Raw genomic sequence first — 25,324 nt, 5'->3', positions numbered from 1 at the left:
GCGATGATCGGGATATCGTCGCCCGGGAAGTCGTATTCGGACAGCAGTTCGCGAACTTCCATCTCGACGAGCTCGAGCAGCTCTTCGTCGTCGACCTGGTCAACTTTGTTCATGAACACGACCATGGCGGGGATGCCCACCTGGCGGCCCAGCAGTATGTGTTCGCGGGTCTGCGGCATCGGGCCGTCAGCTGCGTTCACGACCAGGATTGCGCCGTCCATCTGGGCAGCACCGGTGATCATGTTCTTCACATAGTCGGCGTGGCCGGGGCAGTCGACGTGTGCGTAGTGACGCGCTTCGGTCTCGTATTCCACGTGTGCGGTGGAAATCGTGATGCCGCGGGCTTTTTCTTCCGGTGCGCCGTCGATCTGGTCGTAGGCTTTGAAGTCACCGAAGTACTTCGTGATCGCCGCCGTCAGCGTCGTCTTGCCGTGGTCAACGTGACCGATCGTGCCGATGTTGCAGTGCGGTTTGCCGCGCTCAAACTTTTCCTTGCCCATGGTAGGCTCCTTTTTCGTCTTTCGGATGGTGGGGCCAGGCCCCACCCTACGGTGATGGGTAGGGCGGGGTACCCCCCGCCACCCGGATTAAGCGTATTTCGCCTGGATCTCGTCCGAGATGTTCTGCGGAACCGGATCGTAGTGGTCGAACTGCATCGTGAACTGCGCACGGCCCGAGGACATGGAACGCAGGGTGTTGATGTAGCCGAACATGTTGGCCAGCGGAACGAAGGCCTCGATGGCGATGACGTTGCCGCGGGGCTCCTGGCCGGAGACCTGGCCACGGCGGGACGTCAGGTCACCAATGATACCACCGGTGTATTCTTCCGGCGTGATCACTTCGACCTTCATCATCGGTTCCAGCAGCTTCGCGCCAGCTTTCCGCATACCTTCGCGCATACCCATACGGGCGGCGATTTCGAAGGCCAGAACGCTGGAGTCAACGTCGTGGAACTTACCGTCGATCAGGGCAACCTTGAAGTCGATCACCGGGAAGCCGGCCAGCGGACCGGAATCCATCACCGACTTGATGCCTTTTTCGACACCCGGGATGTATTCCTTGGGAACCGCACCACCCACGATGCGCGACTCGAAGGAGTAACCTTCGCCCGGCTCGGTTGGGGTGATGATCAGCTTGACCTCCGCGAACTGACCCGAACCACCCGACTGCTTCTTGTGGGTGTAGGTGTGCTCGACCTCTTTCGAGATCGTTTCGCGATAGGCCACCTGCGGCGCACCGATGTTCGCCTCGACCTTGAATTCGCGCTTCAGACGGTCGACGAGAATGTCGAGGTGAAGTTCGCCCATGCCCTTCATGATGGTCTGACCGGACTCGAGGTCGGTTTCGACGCGGAAGGACGGGTCTTCGGCGGCCAGACGGGCCAGACCCTGGGACATCTTCTCCTGGTCACCCTTGGTCTTGGGCTCAACCGCGATCTCGATCACCGGCTCGGGGAAGGTCATGGTTTCCAGAACCACCGGATCGTTGGTGGCGCAAAGCGTGTCACCCGTGGTGGTTTCCTTCAGACCCGCCAGCGCGATGATGTCGCCTGCGAAGGCTTCTTCGATCTCTTCACGGTTGTTGGAGTGCATCATCATCATACGACCGATGCGCTCTTTCTTGCCCTTGGTCGAGTTCATGACCGAGTCGCCCTTGTTCATTTTACCGGAGTAGATCCGGGTGAACGTCAGCGAGCCCACGAAGGGGTCGTTCATGATCTTGAACGCAAGACCGGCGAAGGGCATGTCGTCGTCCGCACGGCGGGCGATGTTACGCTCTTCGTTTTCGTCACCGGGTTTGAAGCCCATGTAATCGACAACGTCCAGCGGGCTGGGCAGGTAGTCGATCACGGCGTTCAGCAGCGGCTGGACACCTTTGTTCTTGAACGCGGAACCGCCCAGAACCGGCACGAAGTGCAGGGCCAGGGTGCCTTTGCGCAGCAGTTTGCGCAGGGTCGGCACGTCGGGCTCTTCGCCTTCCAGGTAGGCTTCCATGGCGTCGTCGTCTTCTTCGACAGCCGCTTCGACCATCTTGCCGCGCCATTCGTCAGCCATGTCCTTCAGGCTGTCGCGGATCGGTGCTTTGATCCAGGACGCGCCCAGGTCTTCGCCCTGCCACAGCCATTCTTCCATGGTGACCAGGTCGATCAGGCCTTCCAGCTCGTTCTCGGCACCGATCGGAATACCGACGGGAACGGCGCGGGCGCCGGTGCGGTCTTCGATCATGCGAACGCAGTTGAAGAAGTCAGCGCCGATCTTGTCCATCTTGTTGACGAAGACCATCCGCGGAACCTTGTAGCGGTCAGCCTGACGCCACACGGTTTCGGTCTGGGGCTCAACGCCGGCGTTGGCGTCAAGAACACAGACGGCACCGTCGAGAACCGCCAGCGAACGTTCGACTTCGATGGTGAAGTCAACGTGGCCGGGGGTGTCGATGATGTTCAGACGGTGCTTGGGGGTGTCAGCGGTTTCGCCGTCCTCGGTGCGTTCCCAGAAAGTGGTCGTCGCAGCCGAGGTGATGGTGATCCCGCGTTCCTGCTCCTGCTCCATCCAGTCCATGGTGGCGGCACCATCGTGCACTTCACCGATGTTGTGGGATTTGCCGGTGTAGAACAGAATCCGTTCCGAGCAGGTCGTCTTACCCGCATCGATATGCGCCATGATACCGAAGTTCCGGTACCGGTCGAGGGGATAGTCGCGTGCCATGATATGCAGCCTTTGGTGGAGGAGTTAAGAAGTAGATTACCAGCGGTAGTGGCTGAACGCTTTGTTCGCGTCTGCCATCTTGTGCGTGTCTTCACGCTTCTTGACAGCGGACCCGCGCGAATTGACGGCGTCCAGAAGCTCACCTGCCAGGCGCTCTTCCATGGTGTTTTCGTTGCGGGCACGCGAGGCGTTGATCAGCCAGCGGATTGCCAGCGCTTCACGACGCTCGGGGCGCACTTCGACGGGAACCTGGTAGGTGGCACCACCAACCCGGCGGGAGCGAACCTCGACCGACGGTTTGATGTTGTCCAGCGCTTCGTGGAACAGTTCCACGGGGGCGCGCTTGACCTTGGCTTCGATGCGGTCGAGAGCGTTGTAAACGATCTTTTCCGCGACCGATTTTTTGCCATCGATCATCAGGTTGTTCATGAACTTCGTCAGAACCCGGTCACCATACTTGGCGTCGGGCAGAATTTCGCGTTTTTCAGCGGCGTGACGGCGGGACATCTATAAATCCTCTTACTTCGGACGCTTCGCGCCATACTTCGAACGGCGCTGCTTACGGTCTTTGACGCCCTGGGTATCCAGCACGCCGCGGAGAATGTGGTAACGAACGCCGGGAAGGTCTTTCACACGACCGCCACGGATCAGGACAACCGAGTGCTCCTGAAGGTTGTGGCTTTCACCCGGGATGTAGCTGATGACCTCGTAGCCGTTGGTCAGACGCACCTTGGCCACCTTACGCATAGCCGAGTTCGGCTTCTTCGGCGTGGTGGTGTAGACCCGGGTGCAGACGCCGCGTTTCTGCGGGCACTGTTCCAGGTGCTGGGACTTAGAGCGTTTTACTTTGGGCTGCCGGGGCTTCCGGATCAGCTGTTGGATCGTTGGCATTGGGCGTTGTTCCCCATTCTTCACATATGTGTGCACCAGCAACGGTGCGGTTTCCTGACTAACGCTGCGCGCGTCCACGCAACGCAAATACCGCATGCGTCCCCTCGTTCGCGGGGAACGACGCGGCGGGTGTTCCAGAGGATCGGGGCGCTGCACCCGGATCTTGACCACTTCGATTCTGATAGCCGGCGGGAAAACCCCTAGGCCGATTGGCGCGCGTATACGCAGAGTCGCAACCCTTGTCAACACGCCCACCCCGCCGCTTGGCTTCGCGACGGAGACAGTGCAATACTCTGCCGCAGCGTCCCATACAAGGGTTCATGCGGGGTTCAGGCGGGGGTCACGAAGCGGGCACGCCCCCGGACTCGTCCCCCCGATGCCCCGTCCCGGCCAAGTTACCCACAGGGCGGACCGGGCCGGGCACCGGCGACACACGGCGGGCACCAGACCCGGACAACAGGGCAGAGAGTTCATGCAGGTCATCGGCATTTGCCGCTTTTCCTATCCCGCGCTTGGCGGGTTCCAGGTGGAACACGACAGCCAGGCCGCCCGCGCCGCCTATCTTTACGACCCCGCCCGGATGGAGGACCGCTTTCGCACCTTCGAGGGCTTCACCCTGCCCGCCCTGCGCGCCCAGACCGACCCCGACTTCACGCTGGTGATCGTGGTGGGCGACGACATCCCCGACACCTATGGCAACCGCCTGTGGGATCTGACCCAGGACCTGCCCCAGGTGGTGATCCGCCAATACCCCCCTGCCCCGCACCGCGAGGTCATGCAGCGCGCCATCAACTCGGTCCGCGACATGGGGCGCATCAGCCTGCAGTTCCGCCTGGATGACGACGACGCCGTGGCGGTGGATTTCGTGGCCCGCCTGCGGAGCGAGGCCGCCGCCCGCCGCGACCAGCTGAAAGGCCAGCGGCACATGGCGCTGGACTTCCGCGACGGATATATCGCCGCCCCCGGCCCCATGGGCATCGCCGCGCGGCCCACGGATCAGCGGCTGATGACCGCAGCACTGGCGGTGGCCTTTGAACCCCGGGTGCGCAGCACGGTGATGAACTTCAGCCACGTCCGACTGCCCCGCTTCATGACCTGCCACGACATCCGCACCGATGCGGCCCGGCCGATGTACGTCCGCGGCCACAACCTGTGGAACGACAGCCGCCAGGGTGCCGGGATCGCCCCCGAAGAACTGGCCCCGCTGGACGCAGACGGACGCGCGCTGTTCCGCAACCGCTTTGCCATCGACGAGGATCACATCAGGCGGCTGTTCACCGCATAGAGGGCACCCGCGCCGCGCGCTTGACCTGAAGTTCGCGGTAGAAGGAGAACAGCCCCGACCCCACGACCACCGCCGCCCCGATCAGGGTCAGATCGGTTGGCCAGTCTCCGAAGACCACGAAGCCCAGGATCAACGCCCAGATCAGCGCGGTATAGCGGAAGGGCGAGACAAAGCTGACCTCACCCAAACGCATCGCCTGAACCGACGCAAGGTAGGCCCCCATCACGACAAGCGCCGCCCCCGCGATCAAGCCGCCGGAACGGGGCGTCAGCGCGATCCAGTCGGACCCGATGCCGGTGGCCCCGAAGCACAGGCAGACCATGGCCGAGGTGATGGCCGAGACCAGCAGCGCAGGCGCCTCGCGCGACAGCTTCCGCGTGGTGATGTCCCGCACCGTGATGCAAACGACCGAGATCAGCACGTAAAGGGCGTAGAGGTTGAACCCCTCGGGCCCCGGGCGGATGATCAGCAGCACGCCGGAAAAGCCCGCGACAACCGCCAGGATCCGCCGCCAGCCGATCGGTTCCTTCAGGAAGATCGCGGCGGCGACCATGACCATCAGCGGGGCCGATTGCAGCACCGCCGTCACATTGGCCAGCGGCATGTTGAACAGGGCAGTCAGGAAGAAATAGGCGGTTGCGACCTCGGCCGCGCCCCGTACCGTGGCCAGCATCAGGTCCCGCCGCGACAGCCCGCGCAGAAGCGCGCCACTGCGATAGGCCAGCGCAAGGAAGGCCAGGGTTACCACGCCGTTGCGGATGAAGAGGATCTGGTAAAGCGGCACCTCTCCGGCCAGGGATTTCATGAAGACGTCGTTCATCGTGAACAGCGCCATGGACAGCATCATCAGTGCCGCGCCGCGCAGGTTGTCATTGGTTGCGGGATCAGAGGTCATGGGAATTGGACCATGGGATCAGACTTTCAAAGCGCGCAGCGCATCCGCATCCAGCCCGAAATGGCGGCGGATCTGGCGGGTGATGCGGGTCTCGGACATTTCGCCCCGCCGCGGCTCCAGCTGCGGGGTCGAGGTGTTGTTCGGGTGGATGGACCGGATGAACCCCGGCTGGGTGATATCCGAGTAGCAGTTGTAATGCGCCGCAAAGTTCTTGTGGTTGTAGCGATAGGGATTGTGCCCGTCCCCGTGCCGGTGGATCAGCACATTGCCGATCGCCAGCGGCGCGCGCAGATGGGTGTCGGTCAACTGGTTCTGCCCGTCGTCGCCCACGTCGAGGTAAAAACCCTTGTTCCAGCACAGGATGGTGGGGGTTGCGTCTTCCTGCCATTCGACCACGCGGCGGGCGATGGTCTTGGCGCGTTCCACCATCTGCAGATCGACGGCGTCGTCATCGTCGATGCGGAAGGACAGCCGGTGGCCCGCGCCATCCGGCGCGACCCGGTCAAAAGCCTGGCGCAGCAGGGGGTAGTGTTTGTCCAGCGGCGCGGCCCAGACCTGCACGCCGGGATGGCCGGCGGTCAGATCGCGCAGTCGATCAAGGTAAGGTTTCGGCATCTCTTCCGAGGTCAGGATCACCAGCTGGAAATCCATGTCGGACTGGCGCGACAGGGTTGGCCATGTCAGCACCTCGAAGAGGCGAAAGCGAAGCTCCATCGGGGCGGGCTGGTAGATGCGGTTGGCGATGTCTTCCGGGGTGCCCCGGCGCTGCGTGGTGAAATCCGTGGTCAGCACCGAAAAGCGGCAGACCCCGACCATCTGAAACCCGTTGTAGCCTGACGCCATGCCTGCCCTGCTTTGCCCGTTTGTCTAAGCACATTTGTCTGTGCACGTTTGTCTGATTTCTCTGTGGCATGCGGGCCCGCACAAATAAAGAGCGCGCGCTGCAACACCGGGTGGAGCCGGGCGGGGGCTTTGCCCCCCTTGAGCGCCAGGGCGCTCAATTCCCCCCAGGATATTTGGGAAAACCAAAGAGGGGGCGCGTTTTTGCGAGGCGGTGAAGGGGGTGCCCTGCCCCGGGGCTTCGGGGTCTGGGACAGGTGTGGGAAACGAAAAAGGCCCCCGGGGTGCGGGGGCCTTTTCCAATCTTTCGTGATCGCCTGGATCAATCGCGGCTTTCCGGCGTTTCGACCAGGGTGTCGAATTCGTCACCGCCAACCACGTCGTCCATGTCAGGCGCGGCCAGGGCGGCGGCCTGTTCGGCCTCTTCCCGGCGGGCTTCGAGAACCACGTTGTCACGTTCCGAGGCGATGCGGCGCACGCGCTGCGTGGCACCACCGGTCCCGGCGGGGATCAGGCGACCCACGATGACGTTTTCCTTCAGGCCGACCAGCTTGTCGCGCTTGCCCTGCACCGACGCCTCGGTGAGGACGCGGGTGGTTTCCTGGAAGGACGCGGCCGAGATGAACGACCGGGTCTGCAGCGAGGCCTTGGTGATCCCCAGCAGGATCGGCTGGCCTTCGGCCGGGCGACCGCCGCGGGCATGTGCCTTGGCATTGGCTTCGTCGAACTCGATCTTGTCGACCGTTTCGCCCTTGAGAAGCGTCGTGTCGCCGGAGTCCGAGATCTCCCACTTTTGCAGCATCTGGCGAACGATCACCTCGATGTGCTTGTCGTTGATCTTCACGCCCTGCAGTCGATAGACGTCCTGGACCTCGTCGATCATGTACTCGGCCAGAGCCTCGACACCCATGATGGCGAGGATGTCGTGCGGTGCCGGGTTGCCGTCCATGATGTAGTCACCCTTCTGGACGTAGTCACCTTCCTGGACAGGAATGTGCTTGCCCTTGGGCACCATGTATTCGACCGCTTCGGCATTCTCGTCCGAGGGCTGGATCGCGATGCGGCGCTTGTTCTTGTAGTCGCGGCCAAAGCGCACGTAACCATCGATTTCGGCGATGATCGCGTGGTCCTTGGGACGACGGGCTTCGAACAGTTCGGCCACACGCGGCAGACCACCGGTGATGTCCTTGGTCTTGGCGCCTTCACGCGGGATACGCGCGACGACGTCACCGGCCTTGATCTCCTGACCGTCTTCGACCGACAGGATGGCATCCACGGACATCGGATAGGTCACCGGGTTGCCCGCATCGTTGCGGACCGGTTCGCCATCTTCGCCCACGACGATGATCTCGGGCTTGAGTTCGTTGCCCTTGGGAGAGCCGCGCCAATCCGCCACGATGCGCTGAGTCATGCCCGTCGCTTCGTCGGTTTCCTCGCGCACGGCGATACCCGAAACCAGGTCGACATAGCGTGCCTGGCCGCCCTTCTCGGCGATGATCGGCAGGGTATAGGGATCCCATTCGAACATCTTGTCGCCGCGCTTGATCTTCTCGCCTTCCTTGACGAACAGCTTGGTGCCATAGCCCAGCTTGTGGCTGGCGCGTTCCTCGCCGGTGTCGTCCATGATCCGGAGCTTCATGTTCCGGCCCATGACGAGCGTTTCGCCATTGGCGTTTTCCAGAAGCTGCGCGTTCTCGTAGGCCACGGTCCCGTCGACCGAGGCTTCGAGGAAGGACTGCTGACCACCCTGCGCAACGCCGCCGATGTGGAAGGTCCGCATCGTCAGCTGCGTGCCGGGTTCACCGATGGACTGTGCCGCGATGATGCCGACGGCCTCACCCTGGTTGACCATCGTACCGCGGGCCAGGTCACGGCCGTAGCACATGGCGCAGACACCGTCTTCGGCTTCACAGGTCAGCGGCGAGCGGATGCGCATCGTCTGAACGCTGGCTTCCTCGATCGCGTCCGCCATGCGTTCGTCGATCAGGGTGCCCTTGGCGCAAAGCACGTCGTCGGTGCCCGGGAAGAGCACGTCTTCGGCCGCAACACGGCCCAGGACGCGTTCACCGATGGTCGCGACCACCTCACCGTCGTTGACGGCGGCTTCGGCGGTGACGGCACGGTCGGTGCCACAGTCGACTTCGCGCACGATGCAATCCTGCGCCACGTCCACCAGACGACGGGTCAGATACCCCGAGTTCGCCGTCTTCAGAGCGGTATCCGACAGACCCTTACGGGCCCCGTGGGTGGAGTTGAAGTACTCCAACACGGTCAGACCTTCCTTGAAGTTCGAGATGATCGGCGTCTCGATGATGTCGCCGTTCGGCTTCGCCATCAGGCCGCGCATCCCGCCCAGCTGTTTCATCTGCGTGACCGAGCCCCGCGCACCGGAGTGGGCCATCATGTAGACCGAGTTCGGTTCCTGTTCGGCCCCGTCGATCGTCTCGACAGCCGAGATGGTCGACATCATGGCCTCGGTGACCTTGTCGTTACACTTGGACCAGGCGTCGACAACCTTGTTGTACTTTTCGCCCTGGGTGATCAGGCCGTCCATGTACTGCTGTTCGAAGTCTGCCACCTGTTCGCGGGTTTCTTCGACCAGGTCCCACTTGTTGTCGGGGATGACCATGTCGTCCTTGCCGAAGGAGATCCCAGCCTTGAACGCTTCGCGGAAGCCCATGGTCATGATCTGGTCACAGAAGATGACCGATTCCTTCTGACCGCAGTAACGGTAGACGGTGTCGATGACCTGCTGCACTTCGCGCTTCCGCAGCAGACGGTTCACCAGGGCAAAGGGTGCCTTGGTGTTCATCGGCAGCAGCGCGCCCAGACGGACACGGCCCGGGGTGGTTTCAAAGCGCACCATGACCTCGTTGCCTTCCTCGTCGATCTGAGGAATGCGGGCGTGGATCTTGGCATGCAGGTGAACCGCACCGGTGTCCAGCGCGTACTGCACCTCTTCGATCGAGGAGAAGGTCATGCCTTCGCCCTTCATGCCGGCGCGTTCGATGGTCGTGTAATACAGACCAAGGATCATATCCTGCGACGGAACGATGATCGGCGCGCCGTTTGCGGGCGACAGAACGTTGTTCGTCGACATCATCAGCACGCGGGCTTCCAGCTGGGCTTCCAGCGACAGCGGCACGTGAACGGCCATCTGGTCACCGTCGAAGTCAGCGTTGAACGCCGAACAGACCAGCGGGTGCAGCTGGATCGCCTTACCTTCGATCAGCGTGGGTTCGAAGGCCTGGATGCCCAGACGGTGCAGCGTGGGGGCGCGGTTCAGCAGAACCGGATGCTCACGGATGACCTCGTCCAGGATGTCCCAGACCTCGGGACGCTCTTTCTCGACCAGCTTCTTCGCCTGTTTCACGGTGCTGGACAGGCCCTTGGCCTCCAGACGCGAATAGATGAACGGCTTGAACAGTTCCAAAGCCATCTTCTTGGGCAGACCACACTGGTGCAGCTTGAGTTCCGGGCCGGTCACAATGACCGAACGGCCCGAGAAGTCGACGCGCTTACCCAGAAGGTTCTGACGGAAGCGACCGTGCTTACCCTTCAGCATGTCCGACAGCGACTTCAGCGGGCGCTTGTTCTGGCCCGTGATGACGCGACCGCGACGGCCGTTGTCGAACAGCGCATCCACGGATTCCTGCAGCATCCGCTTTTCGTTGCGGACGATGATGTCGGGCGCGCGCAGTTCGATCAGGCGCTTCAGACGGTTGTTCCGGTTGATCACGCGGCGGTACAGATCGTTCAGATCCGAGGTCGCGAAACGGCCGCCATCCAGAGGAACCAGCGGACGCAGTTCCGGCGGGATCACGGGGATCACGGTCAGGATCATCCATTCCGGACGGTTGCCGGATTCCAGGAAGGACTCCACGACCTTCAGGCGCTTGATGATCTTCTTGGGCTTCAGTTCACCGGTCGCTTCGGCCAGATCGGCGCGCAGCGTTTCGGCCTCAAGCTCAAGATCGATCTTGGCCAGCATTTCGCGGATCGCTTCGGCACCGATGTTCGCCTGGAAGGCGTCCATGCCATAGGCGTCCTGCGCGTCCATGAACTCTTCTTCCGTCAGCATCTGGCCTTCGGTCAGGTCGGTCAGACCCGGGTCGATGACGACGTAGTTTTCAAAGTACAACACGCGTTCCAGATCGCGCAGCGTCATGTCCAGCAGCAGGCCGATCCGCGACGGCAGCGACTTCAGGAACCAGATGTGTGCGACGGGCGCGGCCAGTTCGATGTGGCCCATGCGTTCGCGGCGAACCTTCTGCAGGGTGACTTCCACACCGCATTTCTCGCAGACGACGCCGCGATACTTCATCCGCTTATATTTGCCGCAAAGGCATTCGTAGTCTTTGATCGGGCCGAAGATACGAGCGCAGAACAGGCCGTCGCGCTCGGGCTTGTAGGTCCGGTAGTTGATGGTCTCGGGCTTCTTGATCTCGCCGTAGGACCACGAAAGGATCCGTTCGGGCGATGCCAGCGAGACTTTGATTTCGTCAAAGACCTTCTGGGGGGCCAGAGGGTTGAACGGGTTGTTGGTCAGTTCCTGGTTCATATGGTGTCCTTTCCAGGTTCCGGGCACGAGAAGGCGTACATGACGCCAAGGCCAACGGCAGTATCAATGCGAAACTTCAGACTGTCTGCGAGGCGAGTTCCAGGGATTGGAAAGCGCAGGCCGCATGTGCGACCTGCCTTTATCTGACCAACCCAAGGCGCGGCGATATTGAAAACCAAGGTGCCGATCGAGCCACGATTGACGTCTTTTCGGTAGTCCACATATGTGAATTTCCAGCTCAAGACAGCCAAGACCGAGACCGGCACCAAAGCAATCAATATTCCCAATTTCACTCTTCACCCTCTGCGTCCAGGAGTTCCATGTTCAGGCCGAGGCCACGGACTTCTTTCACGAGAACGTTGAAGCTCTCGGGAACGCCCGCCTCAAAATTGTCCTCGCCCTTGACGATCGATTCATAGACCTTCGTCCGGCCAGCCACGTCATCCGACTTCACGGTCAGCATTTCCTGCAGGGTGTAGGCGGCACCATAGGCTTCCAGGGCCCAGACCTCCATTTCCCCGAAGCGCTGACCACCGAACTGCGCCTTACCACCAAGCGGCTGCTGGGTGACGAGCGAGTACGGACCCGTGGACCGGGCGTGGATCTTGTCGTCCACCAGGTGGTGCAGCTTCAGCAGGTACTTGACGCCGACGGTGACGGGACGGGCGAATTGCTCACCGGTCCGGCCATCGAACAGGATCGACTGACCGCTTTCGTTGAACCCGGCACGCTTCAGCGCGTCGTTCACGTCCGCCTCTTTCGCGCCGTCGAAGACGGGCGTGGCGATCGGAACACCGCGGGTGACGTTGCCAGCTGCTTCCAGCATCTGGTCGTCGTCCATGTTGGCGAAGCCTTCTTCGTAGACATCTTCACCATAGACGATCTTCAGTGCGTCCTTGACCGGGGTCATGTCGCCGGACCGGCGGTATTCACCCAGGGCCTCGTCCACCTGGATACCCAGACCGCGTGCGGCCCAGCCCATGTGGGTTTCAAGGATCTGACCGACGTTCATACGCGACGGAACACCAAGCGGGTTCAGACAGAAGTCGACCGGCGTACCATCTGCAAGGAAGGGCATGTCCTCCATGGGAACCACGCGGGAGATAACACCCTTGTTCCCGTGACGACCGGCCATCTTGTCGCCCGGCTGAAGCTTGCGCTTCACGGCGATGAAGACCTTGACCATCTTCATCACGCCCGGGGGCAGATCGTCGCCGCGGCGGACCTTTTCAACCTTGTCCTCGAAGCGTGCGTCCAGGGCACGTTTCTGGATCTCGTACTGCTCGTTCAGGGCTTCGACGATCTGGGCGTCCTGGTCTTCGGCCAGGGCCAGCTGCCACCAATGCGAGCGCGGCAGCGAGGCCAGCAGGTCTTCGGTGATTTCCGAGTTCGCCTTGACCCCTTTCGGGCCCTTCACCGCGGTCTTGCCGAGGATCAGGTCACGCAGACGGGCATAGATGTTCCGATCCAGGATGGTCAGCTCATCGTCCCGGTCACGGCCCAGACGCTGGATTTCCTCACGCTCGATCTGCAGCGCACGTTCGTCTTTTTCCACACCATGGCGGTTGAAGACGCGCACTTCGACGACCGTGCCGTAATCGCCCGGCTTCACACGAAGCGAGGTGTCACGCACGTCGGAGGCCTTTTCCCCGAAGATGGCGCGCAGAAGCTTTTCTTCCGGCGTCATCGGGCTTTCGCCCTTCGGAGTGATCTTGCCGACAAGGATGTCGCCCGGTTCGACGTCCGCACCGATGTAGACGATGCCAGCCTCATCGAGGTTGCGCAGCGCTTCTTCACCGACGTTCGGAATGTCGCGGGTGATTTCTTCCGGCCCAAGCTTGGTGTCACGGGCGGCCACTTCGAATTCCTCGATGTGAACGCTGGTGAACACGTCATCCTTGGCGATCCGTTCGGAAATCAGGATCGAGTCTTCGTAGTTGTAGCCGTTCCAGGGCATGAAGGCGACGATGACGTTCTTGCCAAGCGCCAGTTCACCCATGTCGGTCGACGGACCATCGGCGATCACCTCGCCCTTGGTCACGGTGTCACCCACCTTGACCAGCGGCTTCTGGTTGATCGTCGTGTTCTGGTTCGAACGCTGGAATTTGCGCAGACGGTAGATGTCCACGCCGGCGTCGCCCAGTTCCAGATCCTCGGTGGCGCGCACAACGATACGCTGCGCATCGACCTGGTCGATAACACCGGCGCGTTTCGCCATGATCGCCGCGCCGGAATCCCGTGCCACAACTTCTTCGATCCCGGTGCCGACCAGCGGTGCCTCGGCCCGCAGCAGCGGAACCGCCTGACGTTGCATGTTCGAGCCCATCAGGGCGCGGTTAGCATCGTCGTTTTCCAGGAACGGGATCAGCGAGGCCGCAACCGACACCAGCTGTTTCGGCGACACGTCGATCAGGTCGACGCTTTCGTTCGGAGCAAGGGTGTATTCGCCCGACTGACGGGTGTTCACCAGCTCGTTCACGAAACGGCCGTTTTCGTCCAAGTTCGCGTTGGCCTGCGCCACGGTGTGACGCATTTCCTCGGTCGCGGACATGTATTTGACTTCGTCGGTGACCTGACCGTTTTCGACGCGGCGATAGGGGGTCTCGATGAAGCCGTACTTGTTCACGCGCGCAAAGGTGGCGAGCGAGTTGATCAGACCGATGTTCGGGCCTTCCGGCGTTTCAATCGGGCACATCCGGCCATAGTGGGTCGGGTGAACGTCGCGGACCTCAAAGCCTGCGCGTTCGCGGGTCAGACCGCCCGGCCCAAGCGCCGACAGACGACGCTTGTGCGTCACTTCGGACAGCGGGTTGGTCTGGTCCATGAACTGCGACAGCTGCGACGAGCCGAAGAATTCGCGGACAGCCGCAGCCGCCGGTTTCGCGTTGATCAGATCCTGCGGCATGACCGTGTCGATCTCGACGCTGGACATGCGTTCCTTGATCGCGCGCTCCATGCGCAGCAGGCCGACGCGGTACTGGTTTTCCATCAGTTCGCCGACCGAACGTACACGACGGTTGCCGAGGTGGTCGATGTCGTCGATGTCGCCCTTGCCGTCGCGCAGTTCCACCAGCGCCTTGATACAGGCGACGATGTCTTCCTTGCGCAGGGTGCGGACGGTGTCTTCGGCGTCCAGGGCCAGACGCATGTTCATCTTCACGCGGCCAACGGCGGACAGGTCGTAACGCTCGCTGTCGAAGAACAGCGTGTCGAACAGGGCCGAGGCCGCTTCGACGGTCGGCGGCTCACCCGGACGCATCACGCGATAGATGTCCATCAGCGCGCTGTTGCGGTCCATGTTCTTGTCGGTCGCCATGGTGTTGCGCATGTACGGACCGACGTTGACGTTGTCGATGTCGAGAACGGGGATCTCGGTGATGCCGGCCTCGAGCAGGTCCTGCAGGGACCCGCCGATGATCTCGCCATCCTTGTCGTATTCCAGCGTCAGCTCATCCCCGGCCTCGACGTAGATCGCGCCGGTTTCCTCGTTGATGATGTCCTTCGCGACGAACTTGCCCAGGATGCGGTCGAAGGGAACCAGCAGGTTCTTGACGTTGCCCTCGTCGATCAGCTTCTTCACGGCGCGCGGGGTGACCTTCTTGCCGGCTTCGGCAATCACTTCACCGCTGTCGGCGTCGACCAGATCATAGGTCGGACGGGTGCCGCGCACACGCTCGGGGAAGAACTTGGTGACCCAGCCCTGGCCGCGCTGCAGCGTATAGTCCACGGTGTTGTAATAGGCATCCATGATGCCTTCCTGGTCCAGGCCCAGGGCGTAGAGCAGCGTGGTGACGGGCAGTTTCCGGCGACGGTCGATCCGCGCAAAGACGATGTCCTTGGCGTCGAATTCGAAGTCCAGCCAGGACCCGCGGTAGGGAATGATGCGGCAGGCGAACAGCAGCTTGCCCGACGAATGGGTCTTGCCCTTGTCGTGGTCGAAGAACACGCCCGGCGAACGGTGCATCTGGCTCACAATGACGCGTTCGGTGCCGTTCACGATGAAGGTGCCGTTCGGGGTCATCAGGGGCATGTCGCCCATGAAGACGTCCTGTTCCTTGATGTCCTTGACGGACTTCGCGCCGGTGTCTTCGTCGACATCGAACACGATCAGGCGCAGGGTGACCTTCAGCGGAGCCGAATAGGTCATGTCGCGCTGCTGACATTCCTCGACGTCGTATTTCGGCTTCTCAAGCTCGTATTTCACGAACTCGAGGATCGAGGTCTCGTTGAAATCCTTGATCGGGAAAACCGACTGGAAGACACCCATGATGCCTTCGCCATCCGTGGGATCAAGCTGATCGCCGGACTTCAGGAACAGATCATAAGAGGCTTTTTGAACCTCAATGAGGTTCGGCATTTCAAGGACTTCACGGATTTTACCGTAGTATTTCCGAAGACGTTTCTGACCGAGGAAGGTCTGAGCCATGACGTAAGTCACCTTTCGTTTCACATCGAGGAACAGTTGCCGTCGGGCCCCGGCACTGTGCCCTTTTCGAAACAGGGGGTTCGGATCCATGCCTGGCCACCCCCCGTCAGGTAGCCTCCCGATCCGCTGAACCGCGCCTTAAAGAACGCTTTTCGCAAAAAGCCCTCTCTGAGACAGGTTCGGCTGAACCCGGATTTCCCGGGTTCAGCCCTGAAATCGTGTCGCAAGACAGGGAAGTCCCCTGCCCTACGCACCGATTACTTGAGTTCGATCTCGGCGCCAGCTGCTTCCAGCTTGGCTTTGATCTCTTCGGCTTCCGCTTTGGATGCGCCTTCTTTGACAGCCTTGCCGCCGGCTTCCACCAGCTCTTTGGCTTCTTTCAGGCCCAGGCCGGTGATGCCGCGGACTTCCTTGATCACGTTGATCTTGGATGCGCCTGCCGACTTCAGGATGACGTCGAATTCGTCTTTTTCCTCTTCGGCTGCGCCACCGGCGTCGCCTGCGGGGCCGGCAACCATGACAGCGCCGCCAGCTGCGGGCTCGATGCCGTACTCGTCTTTCAGGATGGTTTTCAGTTCTTGTGCTTCGAGAAGCGTCAGACCAACGATCTCTTCAGCCAGTTTCTTCAGATCAGCCATTTTACTGTTTCCGTATTTAGATGTGTTCCAACGTTAAGGTGTTCAACCCTACGCCGTCTCAATGGTTGCTTACGCCGCCTTGTCCTCGATCGTGGACAGGATGGAGGCGATGTTCGAAGCAGGTGCGCCGATTGCGCCAGCGATGTTCGAAGCGGGTGCGCCGATGCAGCCGACGATGGAAGCGATAAGCTCCTCGCGGGACGGCATCTTCGACACGGCTTCAACGCCGGCACGGTCAAGAGCGGTCTCACCCATTGCACCGCCGAGGATCTCAAACTTTTTGTTATCCTTGGCGAAGTCCTCGGCCACCTTTGCTGCTGCAACGGGGTCCTCGGAATAGGTCAGAACGGTCATCCCCGTCAGGAGCGAGCCGATGCTTTCGCAGGGCTTTCCATCCAGGGCGATCTTGGCAAGCCTGTTCTTGGCGACGCGGACGCTTGCATCGGCTTCACGAGCCTTTGCGCGCAGTGTCTGCATCTCAGCAACCGTGAGGCCGGTGTAGTGGGCAACCACGACAACGCCAGAGCTTTCGAAGATCTGGCCGAGTTCCTCGACCACTTTCTCTTTCTGGGCTCTATCCACAGTTTCACTCCAAGTAGTGGAGGGTCAGACCCTCCGGCTCAGTTAAGCCGGGACGTTGGTCCCGACTATTCGGGTCCTTACGGGTCCGTCCAATCTCGCCCCGGGCGCTCTCTGGAACAGGTCCATCGGGCATCCGAAGAAATCTGGGTCTTTCCCGTCTCAGGAAGGAATTATGGCCCGGCATGTTCCGCACCACCCTCCGTCTCGGACGAATCGCCGAACGCCCCAACAAGGGGGCTTCCGACAGGCGGCTTCTAAGACAGTTGCGGGGGGATGTGAAGGGTAAAATGCGACACAACGCAAAAACGGCGCAAACCTGACCGATCTTTGCCAGGTCGGACATCTGAGCCAAGCAGGCAAGACGCTGCATTTAAACCCTTATACTCCAATCCGGCGTAAGATACCAGTCCCCTGCAATCCTACCAGCGGTGCAACGCGGATGACCAACCCCAAGACCATGCCCATCCAGACAAGGTCCGCCCTGTGCGACCGCCTGAACAGGGCCGCCCCCGATACCCTGCCCGAGAGTGTCGCGACCCGCGCCCGCGCCCTGCTGGCCCCCGATCCGGATACCCCCCTGCCGCAGCAGCTGGACGACCTGAGCGCCGGGGCCGAGTCCGTGCGCATCGCGACAAACACGCGCGCAGATCTTCCCGCTTTTGATACGCCCCTTGCCTGCGCGCCGGGCTGCGCCTTTTGCTGCTTGATCCCCGACGGCGATGGCGGGCTGATCACACAGACCGAAGCTGAACGGATGCACAGCGCCCTTGCACCGCTGGCCGGTCAGCCGGACGGCCGCGCGTGGCACCCTGACGCCTGTGCCGCGCTTGACCCGGAAACCCGGCTGTGCCGCGCCTATGACGCTCGCCCCAATATCTGCCGCGCCTTCTTTTCCTTCGACGCCGCGGCCTGCGAAATCATCGCAGATGGCGGAGATGCAGACGGATCGGCCATCACGGGCGACCACCTGGATTACCTTGCGACACTGGCAATTGCCCGTTCGGCATTGGGGGATGTCCCGACCTATGCGCTGCAGCAGCTGACAATCGCAACCGTCGAAGGGGCCGACTGCGCCACGGCACTTGCGGCTGCCCGTCACGACGATGCGGAACTGGACGCCACCTGCGACGATTTCTTCTACGACATCGCCTGACCCTGTCGCGGCAGCGCATCCCTGTCTGCAAAGGGACAAGGCTCGCAATCGCCGCCGCTTAACTCCAAACCTACGCCACGGGCTTCAGCGCCAATGGCAGCGGGCTTCTGGTCAACGATCCCGAGCGCTGCAAGGCCACACCCGCGCCCCAGTCCTACAGGATCGCAATGGCACCGCAGGTGCCGCTACCGGCGTCGAACCTTCTGCTGCCCATGGCCATCGGCGGGTTGGCGACGCTGCTTTGCCGTCGCAAGGCCGCCTGACACAGCCAAGACCCCAACAGACAATACGAAAACGGCGGGGCATTTCTGCCCCGCCGCCAATCTCTCACTGTCCCGAAGGGATCAGTTGCCGGTCGCGCTTTCGATTACAACGGAGATCCTGGGAACGGACTCATTCGTACGCGCAATCAGCCTTGCCGTTTGGAAACGATCGATCAAGCCTTGCGACGTGCGCGCAGGAAGCCGAAAGCACCTAGACCGGACAACACCAGCGGCAGACCGGCCGGCAGCGGCACGGCAGGCGGCGGCGTCACAACGATGTTCAGCGGAACAGTTGCCGACGAGAAGCCCAGGCCATCCCAATGGGCGTTGTTTGCAAAAGTGCTCAGAAGGACAGAGTTCGAGCCAGACGAAATGCCCAGGCCGGCGAGTTCGGTGCTGTTGAGCGTGACGGACGCATACTTACCATACGTGTTGGAAGAATAGCCCGAGGCATGAAGCACACCGTCGAGATTCAGAGCATCCCAAGTGGAATCACAAGCACCGGTCAGCAGCCCGCCCGGGCCACTGCAATCATTCAGGTTCACGACCGAGCCATTTTCAAAACCAATGTTCGAACCATTGATCACGAAACCGGCCGGGTTGGCCGAAAAATCGTCGACAGTTCCAGAACCACCGACGGCACCCCCGTGGTAGCTTACACCGTAGAACGTAAGCGAGCCGGCGGTGGATTTCCAACCGATGTTCCAGACGTGGGCAGATGCCGGCGCAGCCACACCAAGAGCGACAGCAACGCCAAGAGCAAGTTTTTTAAGTTTCATGGGACCCCCCATACAAATACAATAAAATGTTCATCGCAAAATCACCGCGACAGATCGAAAATCTCCGTCATACGATTCGATCCTACGGATACCTGCATACACCAGATCACGGAAAATTGCAGCAAACATTAACCCAACGTTAACCACCCACAAAAGCCGCAAAAAAGAAGGCACCGTTTCCGGTGCCTTCTTCAAACTTCAAATTCAACGCTGTCCCGAAGGGATCAGTTGCCGGTCGCGCTCTCGATCGAGACGGTGACGCCCGGGCCCATGGAGGACGACAGCGACACTTTCTTGATGTAGGCACCTTTGGCACCCGACGGCTTGGCCTTGGCCACGGCGTCGACAAATGCCTTCACGTTCTCGACCAGCTTGGCTTCGTCGAAGGACGCCTTGCCGACACCTGCGTGCACGACACCGGCCTTCTCGGCCTTGAACTGGACTTCACCGCCCTTGGCTGCCTTGACGGCATCCGCGACGTCCATGGTCACCGTGCCGACCTTGGGGTTCGGCATCAGGTTCCGCGGGCCCAGCACCTTACCCAGACGGCCGACGATCGGCATCATGTCCGGGGTTGCGATGCAGCGGTCGAAATCGATCTTGCCGCCCTGGATGGTCTCCATCAGGTCTTCGGCACCAACGATGTCTGCGCCAGCCGCCTGGGCTTCTTCAGCCTTGGGGCCACGGGCGAACACGGCGACGCGGACGTCTTTACCGGTGCCGTTCGGCAGGCCGACAACGCCACGGACCATCTGGTCCGCGTGACGCGGGTCGACGCCCAGGTTCATCGCGATCTCGACGGTTTCGTCGAATTTCGTCTTCGAGTTCGCCTTGATCAGTGCAACGGCTTCTTCAACCGTCAGATCGTCTTTGCCAGCAAAGGCTTCACGGGCAGCGCGGGTACGTTTTCCAAGCTTTGCCATATTACTTCACCTCGATGCCCATGGACCGGGCCGAACCCAGGATGATCTGCATTGCCGCGTCAATGTCATTCGCGTTGAGGTCCTTCATCTTGGCCTCTGCGATTTCCTTGACCTGAGCGACGGTCACGGAGCCAGCGGTTTCCTTGCCGGGGTTGTTGGCACCGGATTTCAGCTTGGCAGCCTTCTTCAGGTAATAAGACGCGGGCGGCGTCTTGATTTCCATCGTGAAGGATTTGTCCTGGTAGTACTGGATGACGGTCGGGCAGGGTGCGCCGGGCTCCATGTCCTGCGTCTTGGCGTTGAACGCCTTGCAGAATTCCATGATGTTGATGCCGCGCTGACCCAGGGCCGGACCAACCGGCGGGGACGGGTTTGCCTGACCGGCAGGCACTTGCAGCTTGAGGCTGCCGACGAGTTTCTTGGCCATTGGCCTTCTCCTTTTCAACACCCCGCGGACGCGTCCGCCGGGCTTCGGTCGATGTGGTCAGGTCCGGACCGCGCGCGGCCCTCGCCTCCCACAGGGATGTCCGGTCATGTGGGGCCGACTACCGGGGACGATGTGCACAAGGCACGGGGCCCCGGGGCGATTCCACCCGGACAGGGCGGCCGGATATACGCAATGCCCCAAGATTGCAAGCCGCGCTTCAGGACCTGCCCCGGGCCCTGTCCAGGGACCAGCCTTCGACCCTGCCCCGCAGCTGCCACCATAATTGCCCCGCCCCGTCATACCAACGCCTCATTACCCCATATTAACCAAGGGAACTTTTTGGTTTTTCGGACGCTAGGTTCACATGACACAACTTGCTTCGCTATTCCCGGCCCACATTCTGGCCGCCGCCCCCGTCCCCGCACGGATCATCGATGCCTCTGATTACCTGGATTACCTGCTGGACGAACGTCCCGACCTGCACAGCGCCGCCCTGCCCCACGCCCGTCATGCCGACCTGGCCGACCTGATCCTGCGCCGCCACTGGTCGAATGCGAAGACCACCGACATGCAGGCGCTTCTGGATATCGCCGACCACCCGGAATGCGATTTCTGGATGTCCCTGGCAATTCTTCTGCGGATCTTCCCCGATGCCCAGGCCGCGCCTTCCGTCACCACCCTTGCGCGCCGGCTGGTGACGCGAATGAACTCCGGGGCCTGCCTGCTGCGCCATTCCGATACGCCGCTGATTTCCCCGCGCGGCCTTCAGCTCTATGCCCGCGTGGCCGAGGACCAGCCCGACCTCCAACTCCTCCCCGAGATCGAGGATCGCGCCCTCCGTCACGCCAGATGGCTGTCGCGCCGTCAGGCCAACGCCCCGCGCTATGCGATGTTCAACGGCGCGCCGATCTGGGCTGCCAACATGCCGGACGACTGACCGTCCGGCCGCCCCCATCATCCGCACAGCAAAAAGGGGCCCGCGCGGCCCCTTTTCCAATTCCGTAATGCGAAGACTTTATCAGCCCTGCTTGGTCACCTGGGTGTATTCCAGTTCGACCGGGGTTTCGCGGCCGAAGATCGACACCGACACCTTCAGGCGCTGGTTGTCGTCGTCCACTTCCTCGATCATGCCGGTGAAATCCTCGAAGGGCCCGTCGTTGACCTTGACCTTCTCGCCAACCTCGAAATGGATCAGCGTGCGCGGCGTTTCCTCGCCCTCGGCCACGCGGCCCAGGATCGCGGCCACTTCGGCATCGCGCATCGGCATCGGGCGGCCCTGCGGCCCCAGGAAGCCGGTGACCCGGTTGATCGAGTTGATCAGGTGATAGCCGCGGTCGGACATCTCCATCCGCACCAGCACGTAGCCGGGCATGAAGCGCCGCTCGGTCGAGACCTTCTTGCCGCGCCGGATCTCGATCACTTCTTCAGTCGGAACCAGAACTTCCTCGATCTCGTCCTGCAGGCCGTTTTCCTCGACCGAGGTCCGGATCTGTTCGGCGATTTTCTTCTCGAAATTCGACAGAACACTGACCGAGTACCACCGCTTCGCCATCTCGTTGTGATCCTTCCTGCTCCGGCCGCGCCGGGAAATTCCAAACTCAACGGGCCTTCAAGCCCACCCCCAGAAACAATTCGACGCGCGTCTCGAATCGCGCGCGTCATGTCGGGGGGATAGGGGTCACCTAAAGGCTTGTCCCCCGCAAGGCAAGTACGTCGCGCGCGAAACGGCGCCCGCGACGCGCCGGATCAGCCGAAAAAGCTCAGCAATCCCTGCAGGCCGGACCGGATCAGCAGATCCACCAGCGCAAAGAAGACCGCCGTCAGGGCAGCCATGATGAAGACCATCACGGTGGTCAGCAGCACTTCGCGGCGCGTCGGCCAGGCGATCTTCGAGATCTCGGCGCGGGTCTGGTTGATGAACTGAACAGGGTTCGCCATGTCGTAAATCCGTCTTCTCTCTCGGATCGGACCACACATCACGCCGGACCAGCCGGCCCGTGGGCCCTCGTTAGATCGCTCACATAACCGGGCCACGCCCCGATTTCAAGCCAATGCGCCGCGCGCCCCCTCTTTGGTTTTCGAAAATATCCTGGGGGTCAGCGTCTTTCTTTGAAAGACGCGAAGGGGGCAAGGCCCCCTTCGGGTCGGCGGGCCTGCCCGGCGACCCGCGCCACAAGCCCCGGCACACGGCAAAGGCGCACCCGCGCCAAGCGCGCAACACGAGAACCGGCACCCGAAGGCCGGACCACGTGAAAACCACACTATCTGGAAAACTGGCAGGGGCAGCAGGACTCGAACCCGCGACCCTCGGTTTTGGAGACCGATGCTCTACCAACTGAGCTATACCCCTAGGCCGTGCTGTGGGATAGGGCAGCGCGCGGGCAAGATCAAGCGGGTTTTGCACCGATTGCCAAAGACTTTCGCCCTTCCCTGTGAACTGCCCCCGAACCTGCCCCTGCGGAATGCACGCCCCGGCCCCGAAGGCAGCCCGATCTACAGCCAGCGCGCCCGCCGCAGGATCCAGATCTGGATCAGCACCACCACGCTCAGCCCGCCGCAGACGATCCAGAAGGCCTGCGGGTTCTCGGCCCCCGGCATGCCGCCGACGTTGATGCCCAGAAGCCCGGTCAGGAAGCCAAGCGGCAGGAAGATCGCCGACAGGATCGACAGGATATACATGTGCCGGTTCAACCGGTCCGAGATCTGGCCCGACATCTCTTCGCGAAGCACGGCAAGACTGTCCTTCATCTCGTCCAGGTTCTCGACCAGCCGCACCAGTTTCTCCCGCGCCTCGCGCATGTGGCGGCGGTCGTTTTCGTCCAACAGGGCAATATCGTCGCCCTCGAGACGCTGCAGGGCCTCGCGTTGCGGCGCGGCGTGGCGGCGCAACTCGATCACCTGCAGACGCATGGCGACGATGCGCTGGCGCAGGTCCTGGTCCGGCTCTCCGATCACCTGGGTCTCAAGCGCGTCGGTCTCGCTGTCCAGATCAGCGATCATCGGCTCCAACCGGGCGTTCAGCCGCTCGGCCAGGATAACCAGGAATTCGCCCGTGCTCTGCGGCCCCTCGCCCCGGGCGATGTCGGCGGCGATATCTTCCAGCGCGCGCACCCTTTGACGCGACAGCGTGACGATCCGCTCGGCCTCGGCCCAGATGCGGATGGCGACCATGTCCTCGGGATCGCGGCCCTCGTTCAGGTTCACGCCGCGCAGCACCGCCAGCACCCCCTGCCCGATCCGGCTGGCCCGGCTGCGGGTCGAGGCCTGGGTCAGCGCCTGGGGAATCGTATCGTCGAGATAGGGCATATGCCCGGTGATCCAGGCCTCGGCATGGGCGTGATCGGCGGACAGATGCACCCAGCCAAGCGCGGCCTCTTCCAGCACCTGATCAACTGCGCCCCCGTCCAGCTTCTGCCCGGCCAGTGGCCCGGTCAGCGCATAGGAAAACAGCACCGGGCTGTGCGCGCCCTGCCCGGTCGCTAGGTCTTTGTCGGTCTTGGTCGGCGGCTGCGGCATAAGGTCTGGTCCGGCTATCCCGTTGATCTTCCCCCCGACATTAGGGCTTTGCCCGCCGGGGGGAAGACCAAAGCGTCACGCGGCGGCCTACCAGGCGGCCAGCGCGTCCCGCAGCGCGGGTTCATCCCGACTGGCCAGAAGCGGCACCAGATCGCGCACCTCCTCGGGCGGCAGGTCCCACCAGGCCAGCGCATCCAGCGCGTCGCAGATGTCATCGGCAAAGCGGCGGCGGATCACCCGGCCCGGGTTGCCCGCGACCAGGCTCCAGTCCGGGATGTCCCGCGCCACGACCGCACCCGCCCCGACGATGACACCGTTGCCGATCGTCACCCCCGGCAGGATCATTGCATTATGCCCGATCCAGACGTCATGGCCGATCCGCATGTCCTGCCCGCGCCCGAATTCCTCGGCAAAATACGGCATCTGTTCGGGGTCGAAGACGGCAAAGGGATAGGTTGTGAACCACTCCAACGGGTGGTTCGCGGACGAGGTGATGAACCGCGTGCCATGGGCGAACTGCCCATATCGCCCGATATGCAGATGTTCGGGCGCGCCGGGATGCAGATAGGGGGCGATCCTGGCGGCGTAATCCTGCACCGGATCGAAATCGTTGTAATAGGTGAAGTCGCCCACATGGATGTTGGGGTGGTCAATGACCGTCTTCAACCAGACCGTGTTGGGATAAATCTGCCCGTCGGGCAAAGTGATGGGATGCACTCTTGATGCATCCAGAAAGGGTGTCGTGCTGTTGCGCGGCATACTGAACTCCTGTCGAAAACATTCGAAATTGGAAATTCAGTTACTGGTCCACGTCACCCTCCATCGGCTGGGCGCACTATGCCCGCAGCCCCTGCGCGGGTCAAGGAAACGAAAAACGCCGCCCCGGTCAGGGCGGCGTTTAAGATGTCTTACCGGCAGATCGGATCTGCCGTCATCTGCGATGACTTAGGCGACGATCTTGGAGACGACGCCCGAACCAACGGTCCGGCCACCTTCACGGATTGCGAAACGCAGGCCGTCTTCCATGGCGATCGGTGCGATCAGCTCGACCGCGAACTTCAGGTTGTCGCCGGGCATGACCATCTCGGTACCCTCGGGAAGGGTCACGGTGCCGGTCACGTCGGTGGTCCGGAAGTAGAACTGCGGACGGTAGTTCGCGAAGAACGGAGTGTGACGGCCGCCTTCTTCCTTGGTCAGGATGTAGACCTCGGCTTCGAACTTGGTGTGCGGGTTCACGGAGCCCGGCTTACACAGAACCTGGCCACGCTCAACGCCTTCACGGTCAACACCGCGCAGCAGGGCGCCGATGTTGTCGCCGGCTTCACCACGGTCCAGCAGCTTGCGGAACATTTCCACGCCGGTGCAGGTCGTCTTGGTGGTGTCTTTGATGCCGACGATTTCGATTTCGTCGCCAACGTTGATCACGCCACGCTCGACACG

The 25,324-nt window shown here is 61.9% G+C and carries 22 protein-coding genes and 1 tRNA gene; 3 read left to right on the top strand and 20 right to left on the bottom strand.

The window, feature by feature from the left end; all coding sequences use genetic code 11:
- From BMX99_RS18755 to rpsL, 4 genes are all read right to left on the bottom strand, one after another.
- On the bottom strand, positions 1-500 hold a 500-nt coding region (locus BMX99_RS18755; protein WP_139199594.1), incomplete at its 3' end, for a GTP-binding protein.
- Between the two features lie 87 nt (positions 501-587).
- Positions 588-2,705 carry an elongation factor G gene (fusA, locus tag BMX99_RS18750; RefSeq protein WP_093455089.1) on the bottom strand — a complete coding sequence of 706 codons (2,118 nt, stop codon included), beginning with the start codon at positions 2,703-2,705 and terminating at the stop codon, positions 588-590.
- Positions 2,706-2,741: 36 nt separating this feature from the next.
- The gene (gene rpsG / locus BMX99_RS18745; protein ID WP_093455088.1) at positions 2,742-3,212 is read right to left on the bottom strand and encodes a 30S ribosomal protein S7; all 471 of its coding nucleotides are present in this window, start codon (positions 3,210-3,212) and stop codon (positions 2,742-2,744) included.
- 12 nt (positions 3,213-3,224) lie between these two features.
- The gene (gene rpsL, locus BMX99_RS18740; protein WP_005862801.1) at positions 3,225-3,596 is read right to left on the bottom strand and encodes a 30S ribosomal protein S12; all 372 of its coding nucleotides are present in this window, start codon (positions 3,594-3,596) and stop codon (positions 3,225-3,227) included.
- A gap of 472 nt (positions 3,597-4,068) precedes the next feature.
- Here rpsL and BMX99_RS18735 point away from each other — a divergent pair, with 472 nt between their 5' ends.
- Positions 4,069-4,881 (top strand): glycosyltransferase, encoded by an 813-nt coding sequence (locus BMX99_RS18735; protein ID WP_093455087.1) that lies wholly within the window; start codon positions 4,069-4,071, stop codon positions 4,879-4,881.
- Here BMX99_RS18735 and BMX99_RS18730 read toward each other — a convergent pair.
- The 7 genes from BMX99_RS18730 to rplJ form a co-directional block, all read right to left on the bottom strand.
- Positions 4,871-5,776, bottom strand: coding sequence for a DMT family transporter (locus BMX99_RS18730; protein ID WP_093455086.1), 906 nt, complete (start codon positions 5,774-5,776; stop codon positions 4,871-4,873). The genes BMX99_RS18735 and BMX99_RS18730 overlap by 11 nt on opposite strands.
- 18 nt (positions 5,777-5,794) lie before the next feature.
- On the bottom strand, positions 5,795-6,619 hold the full coding sequence (locus tag BMX99_RS18725) for a glycosyltransferase (RefSeq protein ID WP_093455085.1): 825 nt from the start codon (positions 6,617-6,619) through the stop codon (positions 5,795-5,797).
- A 319-nt stretch (positions 6,620-6,938) separates the two neighbouring features.
- The gene (gene rpoC / locus BMX99_RS18720) at positions 6,939-11,177 is read right to left on the bottom strand and encodes a DNA-directed RNA polymerase subunit beta' (protein ID WP_093455084.1); all 4,239 of its coding nucleotides are present in this window, start codon (positions 11,175-11,177) and stop codon (positions 6,939-6,941) included.
- Complete coding sequence (locus tag BMX99_RS19560; protein WP_139199593.1) at positions 11,174-11,470, bottom strand: hypothetical protein; 297 nt, start codon at positions 11,468-11,470, stop codon at positions 11,174-11,176. The genes rpoC and BMX99_RS19560 overlap by 4 nt, the downstream gene beginning before the upstream one ends.
- Entirely contained in the window at positions 11,467-15,603 is a 4,137-nt protein-coding gene (gene rpoB, locus BMX99_RS18715) for a DNA-directed RNA polymerase subunit beta (protein WP_093455083.1), read from the bottom strand. Before rpoB ends, BMX99_RS19560 begins: the two co-directional genes overlap by 4 nt.
- A gap of 257 nt (positions 15,604-15,860) precedes the next feature.
- Positions 15,861-16,241, bottom strand: coding sequence for a 50S ribosomal protein L7/L12 (gene rplL / locus BMX99_RS18710; RefSeq protein ID WP_093455082.1), 381 nt, complete (start codon positions 16,239-16,241; stop codon positions 15,861-15,863).
- 69 nt (positions 16,242-16,310) lie between these two features.
- Positions 16,311-16,823: a 50S ribosomal protein L10 gene (rplJ, locus tag BMX99_RS18705; RefSeq protein ID WP_093455081.1), complete on the bottom strand. Its 513-nt coding sequence runs from the start codon at positions 16,821-16,823 to the stop codon at positions 16,311-16,313.
- Between the two features lie 439 nt (positions 16,824-17,262).
- On the opposite strand from rplJ, the gene BMX99_RS18700 reads away from it, so the two are divergent.
- A complete protein-coding gene (locus tag BMX99_RS18700; protein WP_093455080.1) occupies positions 17,263-17,976 on the top strand; it encodes a YkgJ family cysteine cluster protein in 714 nt (237 codons plus the stop codon).
- A gap of 436 nt (positions 17,977-18,412) precedes the next feature.
- On the opposite strand, the gene BMX99_RS18695 is transcribed toward BMX99_RS18700, so the two are convergent.
- From BMX99_RS18695 to rplK, 3 genes are all read right to left on the bottom strand, one after another.
- The gene (locus tag BMX99_RS18695; RefSeq protein WP_170848709.1) at positions 18,413-19,018 is read right to left on the bottom strand and encodes a VPLPA-CTERM sorting domain-containing protein; all 606 of its coding nucleotides are present in this window, start codon (positions 19,016-19,018) and stop codon (positions 18,413-18,415) included.
- 224 nt (positions 19,019-19,242) lie between these two features.
- A complete protein-coding gene (rplA, locus tag BMX99_RS18690; protein WP_093455078.1) occupies positions 19,243-19,941 on the bottom strand; it encodes a 50S ribosomal protein L1 in 699 nt (232 codons plus the stop codon).
- 1 nt (position 19,942) lies between these two features.
- Entirely contained in the window at positions 19,943-20,368 is a 426-nt protein-coding gene (gene rplK, locus BMX99_RS18685; protein WP_093455077.1) for a 50S ribosomal protein L11, read from the bottom strand.
- A gap of 364 nt (positions 20,369-20,732) precedes the next feature.
- Here rplK and BMX99_RS18680 point away from each other — a divergent pair, with 364 nt between their 5' ends.
- On the top strand, positions 20,733-21,305 hold the full coding sequence (locus tag BMX99_RS18680; RefSeq protein WP_093455076.1) for a hypothetical protein: 573 nt from the start codon (positions 20,733-20,735) through the stop codon (positions 21,303-21,305).
- Between the two features lie 81 nt (positions 21,306-21,386).
- Here BMX99_RS18680 and nusG read toward each other — a convergent pair whose 3' ends face one another.
- From nusG to BMX99_RS18650, 6 genes are all read right to left on the bottom strand, one after another.
- Positions 21,387-21,920, bottom strand: coding sequence for a transcription termination/antitermination protein NusG (gene nusG, locus BMX99_RS18675; RefSeq protein ID WP_093455075.1), 534 nt, complete (start codon positions 21,918-21,920; stop codon positions 21,387-21,389).
- 194 nt (positions 21,921-22,114) lie between these two features.
- Positions 22,115-22,306: a preprotein translocase subunit SecE gene (gene secE / locus BMX99_RS18670; protein ID WP_093455074.1), complete on the bottom strand. Its 192-nt coding sequence runs from the start codon at positions 22,304-22,306 to the stop codon at positions 22,115-22,117.
- Positions 22,307-22,642: 336 nt separating this feature from the next.
- Positions 22,643-22,718 (bottom strand) — tRNA-Trp (locus BMX99_RS18665).
- A gap of 143 nt (positions 22,719-22,861) precedes the next feature.
- Positions 22,862-23,884, bottom strand: coding sequence for a zinc transporter ZntB (locus tag BMX99_RS18660; RefSeq protein WP_093455073.1), 1,023 nt, complete (start codon positions 23,882-23,884; stop codon positions 22,862-22,864).
- Positions 23,885-23,971: 87 nt separating this feature from the next.
- The gene (locus BMX99_RS18655; protein WP_093455072.1) at positions 23,972-24,643 is read right to left on the bottom strand and encodes a CatB-related O-acetyltransferase; all 672 of its coding nucleotides are present in this window, start codon (positions 24,641-24,643) and stop codon (positions 23,972-23,974) included.
- A 186-nt stretch (positions 24,644-24,829) separates the two neighbouring features.
- On the bottom strand, positions 24,830-25,324 hold a 495-nt coding region (locus tag BMX99_RS18650), incomplete at its 5' end, for an EF-Tu C-terminal domain-related protein (RefSeq protein ID WP_254772011.1).

The sequence above is a fragment of the Pseudooceanicola nitratireducens genome (assembly GCF_900109195.1).
GTDB classification, from domain to species: domain Bacteria; phylum Pseudomonadota; class Alphaproteobacteria; order Rhodobacterales; family Rhodobacteraceae; genus Pseudooceanicola; species Pseudooceanicola nitratireducens.
The sequence above is the reverse complement of the archived record's forward strand: the minus strand, read 5'-3'. Positions and strand labels throughout refer to the sequence as shown.

Bases quoted from the DNA above. Each gene is read 5' to 3' on its own strand.
- fusA (WP_093455089.1), bottom strand. From the start codon at position 2,705: ATGGCACGCGACTATCCCCTCGACCGGTACCGGAACTTCGGTATCATG.
- rpsG (WP_093455088.1), bottom strand. From the start codon at position 3,212: ATGTCCCGCCGTCACGCCGCTGAAAAACGCGAAATTCTGCCCGACGCC.
- rpsL (WP_005862801.1), bottom strand. From the start codon at position 3,596: ATGCCAACGATCCAACAGCTGATCCGGAAGCCCCGGCAGCCCAAAGTA.
- BMX99_RS18735 (WP_093455087.1), top strand. From the start codon at position 4,069: ATGCAGGTCATCGGCATTTGCCGCTTTTCCTATCCCGCGCTTGGCGGG.
- BMX99_RS18730 (WP_093455086.1), bottom strand. From the start codon at position 5,776: ATGACCTCTGATCCCGCAACCAATGACAACCTGCGCGGCGCGGCACTG.
- BMX99_RS18725 (WP_093455085.1), bottom strand. From the start codon at position 6,619: ATGGCGTCAGGCTACAACGGGTTTCAGATGGTCGGGGTCTGCCGCTTT.
- rpoC (WP_093455084.1), bottom strand. From the start codon at position 11,177: ATGAACCAGGAACTGACCAACAACCCGTTCAACCCTCTGGCCCCCCAG.
- rpoB (WP_093455083.1), bottom strand. From the start codon at position 15,603: ATGGCTCAGACCTTCCTCGGTCAGAAACGTCTTCGGAAATACTACGGT.
- rplL (WP_093455082.1), bottom strand. From the start codon at position 16,241: ATGGCTGATCTGAAGAAACTGGCTGAAGAGATCGTTGGTCTGACGCTT.
- BMX99_RS18700 (WP_093455080.1), top strand. From the start codon at position 17,263: ATGACCAACCCCAAGACCATGCCCATCCAGACAAGGTCCGCCCTGTGC.
- BMX99_RS18695 (WP_170848709.1), bottom strand. From the start codon at position 19,018: ATGAAACTTAAAAAACTTGCTCTTGGCGTTGCTGTCGCTCTTGGTGTG.
- rplA (WP_093455078.1), bottom strand. From the start codon at position 19,941: ATGGCAAAGCTTGGAAAACGTACCCGCGCTGCCCGTGAAGCCTTTGCT.
- rplK (WP_093455077.1), bottom strand. From the start codon at position 20,368: ATGGCCAAGAAACTCGTCGGCAGCCTCAAGCTGCAAGTGCCTGCCGGT.
- BMX99_RS18680 (WP_093455076.1), top strand. From the start codon at position 20,733: ATGACACAACTTGCTTCGCTATTCCCGGCCCACATTCTGGCCGCCGCC.
- nusG (WP_093455075.1), bottom strand. From the start codon at position 21,920: ATGGCGAAGCGGTGGTACTCGGTCAGTGTTCTGTCGAATTTCGAGAAG.
- secE (WP_093455074.1), bottom strand. From the start codon at position 22,306: ATGGCGAACCCTGTTCAGTTCATCAACCAGACCCGCGCCGAGATCTCG.
- BMX99_RS18660 (WP_093455073.1), bottom strand. From the start codon at position 23,884: ATGCCGCAGCCGCCGACCAAGACCGACAAAGACCTAGCGACCGGGCAG.
- BMX99_RS18655 (WP_093455072.1), bottom strand. From the start codon at position 24,643: ATGCCGCGCAACAGCACGACACCCTTTCTGGATGCATCAAGAGTGCAT.